Annotated in this window: 8 protein-coding genes; 5 read left to right on the top strand and 3 right to left on the bottom strand. The window is 39.8% G+C overall.

Going from position 1 to position 7,842, the window contains the following annotated elements:
- Positions 1-202: 202 nt before the first annotated feature.
- Positions 203-403 (bottom strand): YlaI family protein, encoded by a 201-nt coding sequence (locus DFO73_RS27555; protein ID WP_110067849.1) that lies wholly within the window; start codon positions 401-403, stop codon positions 203-205.
- Between the two features lie 250 nt (positions 404-653).
- Between DFO73_RS27555 and DFO73_RS27550 the strand changes: the two genes are divergently transcribed.
- Entirely contained in the window at positions 654-1,109 is a 456-nt protein-coding gene (locus DFO73_RS27550; protein WP_110067848.1) for a pyridoxamine 5'-phosphate oxidase family protein, read from the top strand.
- Between the two features lie 519 nt (positions 1,110-1,628).
- Here DFO73_RS27550 and DFO73_RS27540 read toward each other — a convergent pair.
- A complete protein-coding gene (locus DFO73_RS27540) occupies positions 1,629-2,228 on the bottom strand; it encodes a YhcN/YlaJ family sporulation lipoprotein (RefSeq protein WP_110067846.1) in 600 nt (199 codons plus the stop codon).
- A gap of 376 nt (positions 2,229-2,604) precedes the next feature.
- Between DFO73_RS27540 and DFO73_RS27530 the strand changes: the two genes are divergently transcribed.
- Entirely contained in the window at positions 2,605-3,933 is a 1,329-nt protein-coding gene (locus DFO73_RS27530) for a PhoH family protein (RefSeq protein WP_110067844.1), read from the top strand.
- Between the two features lie 145 nt (positions 3,934-4,078).
- On the opposite strand, the gene DFO73_RS27525 is transcribed toward DFO73_RS27530, so the two are convergent.
- A complete protein-coding gene (locus tag DFO73_RS27525) occupies positions 4,079-4,576 on the bottom strand; it encodes a hypothetical protein (RefSeq protein ID WP_110067843.1) in 498 nt (165 codons plus the stop codon).
- Between the two features lie 145 nt (positions 4,577-4,721).
- Here DFO73_RS27525 and glsA point away from each other — a divergent pair, with 145 nt between their 5' ends.
- From glsA to DFO73_RS27510, 3 genes are all read left to right on the top strand, one after another.
- Positions 4,722-5,654, top strand: coding sequence for a glutaminase A (glsA, locus tag DFO73_RS27520; RefSeq protein WP_110067842.1), 933 nt, complete (start codon positions 4,722-4,724; stop codon positions 5,652-5,654).
- A 383-nt stretch (positions 5,655-6,037) separates the two neighbouring features.
- A complete protein-coding gene (locus DFO73_RS27515) occupies positions 6,038-6,319 on the top strand; it encodes a YlaN family protein (RefSeq protein ID WP_110067841.1) in 282 nt (93 codons plus the stop codon).
- Between the two features lie 263 nt (positions 6,320-6,582).
- Positions 6,583-7,785 carry an FtsW/RodA/SpoVE family cell cycle protein gene (locus tag DFO73_RS27510; RefSeq protein ID WP_110067840.1) on the top strand — a complete coding sequence of 401 codons (1,203 nt, stop codon included), beginning with the start codon at positions 6,583-6,585 and terminating at the stop codon, positions 7,783-7,785.
- The last annotated feature ends 57 nt before the right edge of the window (positions 7,786-7,842 follow it).

Raw genomic sequence — 7,842 nt, 5'->3', positions numbered from 1 at the left:
GGGGCTTAAATAAAATGACCCCGGAACAATACCGGAGTCATTTACTAGCCGCATAGGCGCTTTTTTAAACTGTCCGTAAACTGGGGCACAGTTCACCGTATGGGGCGGCTCTTTTTGGGGGCTGGTTATAGCTTTTGAAGCAATACAGCTGTGTTCTCGGGATTATTTGTTGAGAAAGGTCTTTGTGCTGAAATTGGCAGGCTTACCATTCTTCCTCTTGGACCTTGCTCCGGTATAATTTAAAATTACCGGTCTCGGCTCTCTTTTGCGTCCTTTCTGCGATTCTTGTTTCGCACGGTTTACACATATAGGTGTGAATTGGGCGATTACGTAGACGTTTGGCCTGCAGTGATTCATTTTCTATAGATTCGATTTTATCGCAAAGTACACATTTAACTCTCATAGGTACACCTCATATTATTTTGGCTGCTCTTTATACCATTATAGTACAAGTTGAGGTTTGATTCGAATGCTTTGCTATAAATAAATTTTTGCTGTTATCACGGTATTTGGCCGGAGGTGTTTGTTCATATTAGTATAGAACAGATATTCAAGGCTAACATTGGTGAATAGGGAATGTTAGCCATGGATGTATATTGGTTGAAAGAAAAACAGTAACATACTATGATGAAACTATTAGAGGAGGGAAAAGAATGGCAAATCAGGTAGAACCAAAATTAATTAAACCATTATATGATGAACTGCAAAAAGAGCGGTTTGTTACACTTGCCACTGTGGATCACGAAACAGGAGGTCCAAATGTCAGTGCGATTTCATGGGTATTGGCCAAGGATGAAGAAACAATCTATTTCGCTGTTGATAATCGTTCAAGAATCGTACAAAACATAAACAGCAACAATAAAGTAGTCCTGAATATCATAGCTAATGAATCTACATATTCCATCTCTGGAGAGGCATCAGTTAAGTCTGAGAAGATGGAAGGGGTGCCGCTTAAGCTTGCCCTGCTGGAAATCAGTGTGAAAGAAGTCCGTGATGTAATGTTCTATGGCTCCAAAATTACAGCAGAACCGCAATATGATAAAACATACGACAAAGATGCTGCAGCCCGATTAGACAAACAGGTTATGGAAGCCATGAAAATAGCTTAGTTTCTAAAAGAGGGCAGGGTCTTTATTGAGAAGTTTATAATGATTAATGAAATGACGTGTGGATTCGCATACGTCATTTTTTATTTAATTAATTGTTAAATTTAAAGGCTCTGTTAAATTTGCCTGTTAATTTCCGCACCAGGCACTCAGCGAACCGCGGATGGTCCGACGCTCCTCGGTGCAAGTGCCTGCGGGGTCTCCCCTTTGACACGATCTACCGGCTGGAGTTTCGCGCCTTCCTCTCCAATCAACAGGGTTCCAAAATGAACAATGAGCATTAACACAGCCATTTTAAAAGGACAATATCCATTGAGGAACAACTATTGTGGAAATAATAATAACATTCCTCGTCAAGCCAATGAAGGGCAAAACTCCACGAAGGAAAAGCTGAAAAGTCCTTCATCAATATTAAAGGAAAAATCAGAGATTAAAAATATTCTTTTAGATGTGAGCAGACAAAAATTAAAAAACCAGGTGCCTATACCAGTTTGTGCACTGGAATAGGTACCTGGTACATAGTTATTTATGGTAGTTGGATCCTTCTTCTTGTTTTTGTTCGAGTTGTTTTTCTTGATTGTTATTGAGTTTTTTCTTCGGGTCTTCGGTTGCGTTTTTTTCGTTTTTCTTGTTTGGATCAACTATATCTGCGGGTACTTCTGGCATCAAACGGCCAGCAATATCAGCCAGCTCATTCATAATCCCTTGAATAGGCTCTCCATTTTGTATGTCTTCGGCTATTTCTCTAAGCCGTGCGTTAATATCCGGATCAGCCACAATCATAGCTCTTGCGCCATGGGGATCATTTTTCAGGCTTTCGGCAACAGAATACTTAATTGTTCCAACTTCCGATCTATCGAGGTTTTTATTCACATCAACCCCCACAATCGCAAACCTTCCAAGGACAACAGCAGTCGCGTCGTTAACATTGGGTATCCTGGTTGCCAAATCAACCAGGTGTCTGGAAACCTGCTGCCCTGTCTCCCTGTCAACCTCCTGAATCGTACTATTTTTAACATTAATGGCATTTTGCTGGTCCTGTTGGTCTTGGGACTGGTTATTGTTTATTCCGCATCCTGACAAAAGTAAGGCTGAAAAGAACAATAATAGCCATTTCTTCATATTTGACACCTCCGGGGCTATCAAAAAATTTTTCCTGAAATGAAAGCAATTAGCTGAAAATGACTTGCGGCTTTTGCAAATCTCAGGAACAAATAGGATTGTTTAATGTTTATTGTGCAAAACTTCTTCTATCTTTATTCGGCAAAACATATATTTTACCAAGTTATATTTGTCCCACTGTTTTTCAAGGCCTTTCATCCTATTCATTCAACTTCTCCAGTGGGAATGAATAATATAAATAAACAGCGTATTCGTTATGAGCCCAAAAATGGCTCATTTCAAGCAAATACTCAGCAGCAATCGAAACCAAAAGGCATAAAGCCCCCACTTAAGAAGTTACGCTTTATAAGACCCAAGAGGAGCAGGAGGCATCAGATTGAGTAAAATTTACGTTTTAGATACCAACGTCTTGTTGCAAGACCCTAATTCCATATTTTCATTCGAAGATAATGATGTGGTAATTCCAGCTGTGGTGCTGGAAGAAGTCGATTCGAAGAAAAGGTATATGGATGAGATAGGCAGAAATGCAAGACAAGTATCCAGGCTGATTGACGGCATGAGAGAAACGGGAAAGCTTCATGAAAAAATCCCTCTTGAAAATGGCGGAAGCCTGCGTATTGAATTGAACCATAGATCTTTTCAACAGCTGCAGGAAATCTTTGTTGAGAAAACCAATGATAATCGGATTTTGGCTGTTGCTAAGAATTTGTCGCTTGAAGAGGAGACAAAAGAAAATGGACGAACAGTTATTCTGGTCAGTAAAGATGCTCTTGTCCGTGTTAAAGCCGATGCAATTGGGCTAATTTCGGAAGATTTTTTAAGTGACCGGGTAGTGGAAAATGATCACTTGTATCCCGGATTCTTGGAAGTTTATATAGGGCTGGATATATTGAATCGCTTTTATGATAAAGGTGAATTGCCATTATCGGATGTAGCAAATCATCCATTCTACCCCAATCAGTTCCTTGTCATGAAGGATGCTCTTGGCTCTTCATCATCTGCTTTGGGAGTGGTTGATAAAAACGGCAAAAAGGTAAAAAAGCTTATCTTTGACTATGATCATATATGGGGAATCAAACCCCGCAATGTCCAGCAGACAATGGCTTTGGAGCTTTTGTTAAGAAACGATCTGCCTTTAGTTACGCTAATTGGGAAGGCTGGAACCGGAAAGACCTTATTAGCGCTGGCGTCCGGTTTAATGCAGACCGAGGATTATGGGCAATATAAAAAGCTGCTGGTAGCCCGGCCAATCGTTCCCGTAGGGAAAGATATTGGCTTCCTGCCAGGGGAGAAAGAAGAGAAATTAAGGCCGTGGATGCAGCCGATTTACGATAACCTTGAGTATTTGTTTAACGTGAAAAAACCAGGGGAATTGGATGCCATACTGGCAGGGATGGGATCGATTGAGGTAGAGGCGCTGACCTATATACGGGGAAGGAGCATTCCGGATCAGTTTATTATTATTGATGAAGCACAGAACCTGACTAAGCATGAAGTGAAAACCATTCTTACCCGAGTAGGGGAAGGAAGTAAAATAGTCTTAATGGGTGACCCTGAGCAAATCGATCATCCATACTTGGATGCTTATAACAATGGGCTCACCTATGTTGTCGAAAAGTTTAAAGATCAAATTATCTCCGGACATGTCAAGCTAGTCAAAGGCGAGAGATCCGGCCTGGCACAGCTTGCAGCGGACCTTTTATAAAAAACATTTTTAGCCTAATATTTCACGCGGAAAATTACAATAATCGGTCTATAAGCCGGGGTGGCCAGGAAAAAAGCAGAATATCCAATATCCAGCGTTTTTCGTGGCCAAAAAGATAAGGGCGATTTTCAATCGCCCTCTCCGGTCATTCCACTCTAAATGCTTTCACTCTTTTGATGGGATTGTTTTTATTGCTTCCATCACCCATATACACATATACAGGTCCGTCCTTTTTTAAAGGCTTTCCTTCTTTGGAGAACCCTAATATTAAATCTTCTGCTTGGGAAAGCGGCAGTTGAACCTCGCCATCTTCACTTTCGATAATAAGAGATTCTGCATTCTTATCCGGCTCTGCGTTAAGGAGGAACGGTTTAAAAGGAATCCCGAAAGTGCCTGTCAAAACCTTTTCCTTTTCAAATTTTTTTTCTGTTTTCAATGTAGGAGGAACCACGGCCCCTTCCATAATCTCCCTATCCCAATGCTTAGAAACTGCCTTCGTATATTCCTCAAGCTCATTTTTATTCTCAGCTTCATTATCAAAATATGTATTTAAATCTACTCTCCGGTCATCAAAAATCCAGACTCCAGGGTCCAGTGTAATTGTATATTTAACTTTTCCTATAAACGAAATAATATCTTCCATATTAATCCTCCTGGCATATCAAACTCATGAATAGATGTATGCTTTCAGTATACAGATTTTATAGCAGGTTGTCATATTGGCATTCTCGATATTTATTTGGGGTAAACTAGCTAAATGATAAAAATAATGCCAGGAGGAGAAAAAAATGACATGCCATACTAGCGGGGACCTGCAGAAAATTGTTGACGAAGTCGTTTCACTGACAAATGATGGGGATGTAGCTGATTATATTCCTGCACTTGCTGAAGTGAACAAGCATGACCTTTCAGTAGCGGTATATAACGTCCGAGATAACACCTGCATATATGCCGGGGATTACCAAAAAAAATTCACATTGCAAAGCATTTCAAAAGTACTGGTGCTGGCTTTGGCAATTCAGGATAGAGGCTATGGCTATGTCTTTGATAGAGTAGGAATGGAACCGACAGGCGATCCTTTCAATTCAATCTCCAAGCTTGAGACATCCGTTCCGTCAAAGCCTCTCAATCCGATGATTAATGCGGGAGCGCTGGCAGTTACAAACATGATAAAAGGTGATAGTGCTTTAGAAAGGTGGAGCCGTATTAGAAACTTTGTGCAGCGCCTGGCAAGTGATAAAAATGTGACGTGCGATGAGTCAGTGGCAAAATCTGAATTTGATACTTCTTGCCTTAATAGGGCCCTCTGTTACTTTATGAAGCAGCACGGCGTTATCGAGGGGAATGTAGAAGAATTAATGGACATTTATACAAAACAATGTGCAATCGAAATGAGCTGTTTAGATCTTGCTAGGATAGGTGCTGTATTTGCACTTGATGGGAAAGATCCGGAAACAGGTAAAGAAATTATCCATAAGGGTATTGCTCGTATTTGTAAAACGTTTATGGTCACATGCAGTATGTACAATGCCTCCGGAGAGTTTGCCATCAAAGTAGGAATACCAGCAAAAAGCGGGGTATCCGGAGGAATTCTAGGGGTAGTGCCTGAGCGATGCGGTATTGGGATCTTCGGCCCTTCACTGGACAAAAGAGGGAATAGTATAGCGGGTTTGAAATTATTGGAAATTTTTGCGAACAAAAATAACTTCAGCATATTTTAAAAATGGGTTTGTTAAAGCTCATTGTTTGTTTTTGCACCCTGTTGATTGGAACGGAAGGCGCGAGACCTTCGAAAAAGCATTCGCATTTTATTCGTGCGGTATTATCACAAAGATGCTTACAAAAAATCCTGCGGGAGGAGCGTGTCAAAGTAACCGCAGGCGCTCGCGAGAGGAGCATCGGGCGCCCGCGGTTCGCTGAGCTTCTTGAGCGAAAATCAGCAGACAAATTTAACAGAGCCTAAAATATATAAGTTCGAAATAAAGAAGGACTGGCGGAAGTATGCAATTCTTTAAGGCTAATCCCTTATTATCCTTGCTTTTTTCCAAGCTTAAGTATAAAATTTAAAGATAGGATAATCGCTCGGAAATGGAGGGATTGAAAGTTGGCTTCTGAAATGATTTTAGATCACAAAGAAAAAGCAAACGCTCTTTTAAAAGCAGATGCTGCTAAAATATTAAAGTTAATCAAGGTGCAAATGGATAACCTCACAATGCCCCAATGCCCTCTATATGAAGAGGTGCTTGATACCCAGATGTTCGGGTTGTCCAGGGAAATAGATTTTGCTGTCCGTCTCGGTTTAATTGAAGAGACCGAAGGCAAGGCTATTCTTGATGAATTGGAAAGAGAACTCTCTATTCTTCACGAAGCTTCAGTAAAAAAATAAAATTTAAAAACTCAAACATTCTCCATAGATTGTTTGAGTTTTTTTATAACCAAATTGAAAATGCCAATAACGTTAATTAGTATGCCTGCAAGAATGATTTTGCATAATTGGTATAACTTAATTTTTAATTAGTATGACATAATAGTAGAATTCTTTTGATTGTTGTGTTACATTTAAATTAACTTTTCTTTTCTTCAAAGCAGGATATTAAATACTATAGTAGAATAAGTAATAAACTTTAGAAGATAAGGGAAGAGGGCTGAATGTTAAAAAAAATTTTAAAATCATATGATTATAGTCTGGTTATAGCTGTAGCTCTGCTATCTGTTTTTGGCTTGATTATGGTTTTTAGCGCAAGTATGGTTACTGCTGTACAAATTTATAATCAAGAAAGCGACTACTTTTATAATAAACAAAAGATGCATTTAGTTATTTCAGCAATAGCATTTATCTTTGTTGCTTTATTTCCATACAAAGCCATGCAAAGCAATAAATTTCTAGTTCCGATGGTAGGTATTTCGGTTGTTGGCTTATTTGCCCTATTTATTTTTGGTAAAGTGGCTGGCGGAGCCATGAGCTGGTTTGAAATTGGAAGCAGAAGCCTTCAGCCCGCTGAATTTGTAAAGCTGTCTGTTATCATATATTTAGCAGCGGTATATGCAAAAAAACAGCCATATATCAATGAATTTAATAAAGGAGTCCTTCCTCCGCTTGCCTACTTAATCCTTGCTACCATGCTGGTTGCAATTCAGCCGGACTTTGGAACAGCTATAATCATTTTTGCTATAGCAGCAGCAATTATTTTTACTTCTGGCATGAACTTTAGGAATATCTTTAAGCTGGGTCTGTTTGGACTGTTGCTGGCTGCTCCATTTATCCTTCTTTTAAAGGATAAAATTTTTGCCCCTTATAGGATGGGAAGAATAGAAGCCTTCAGAGATCCTTTTGGATCAGAATTTGGTTATCAGCTTTCCAATTCTTATATCGCACTTGGTGCAGGGGGATTGAAGGGGCTTGGTCTCGGGGAGAGTGTCCAAAAGCTGGGCTATCTTCCTGAAGCACATACAGACTTTATTATGGCAGTTATTGCAGAGGAACTTGGTGCTTTCGGGGTAGGTTTTGTCATTTTGCTTCTCGGGTACATCGTTCTGAGAGGAATCTTTATTAGTTTAAAGTGTAAAGACGCTTTTGGCAGCCTGCTTGCAATTGGAATCTCCTCCATGATTGGGATTCAGGCTTTTATCAACCTGGCCGGGATCTCAGGAGTCATGCCGCTTACGGGCGTAACTCTTCCCTTTGTAAGCTATGGAGGATCTTCACTTCTGCAGCTTTCCATTGCTATGGGGATACTTGTAAACGTCTCTATGTTTGTAACTTATGAACAAAAGTATAAAAATAAAGATGAACAATTAAAGCCGGAATCCATTCCAGAGGCTTCCGAAAAAGCTTATGTGATCCGTAAATAAGCACAGGGTTATTCTCAGTGCTTTTTAATACTTAAATCAGGAGTTAATTCCTTCTGA

The organism is Cytobacillus oceanisediminis (assembly GCF_003182355.1).
Lineage (GTDB): Bacteria > Bacillota > Bacilli > Bacillales > Cytobacillaceae > Cytobacillus > Cytobacillus oceanisediminis_A.
Note: the sequence above shows the minus strand (reverse complement) of the source record. Positions and strands in the feature narration are given on the sequence as shown.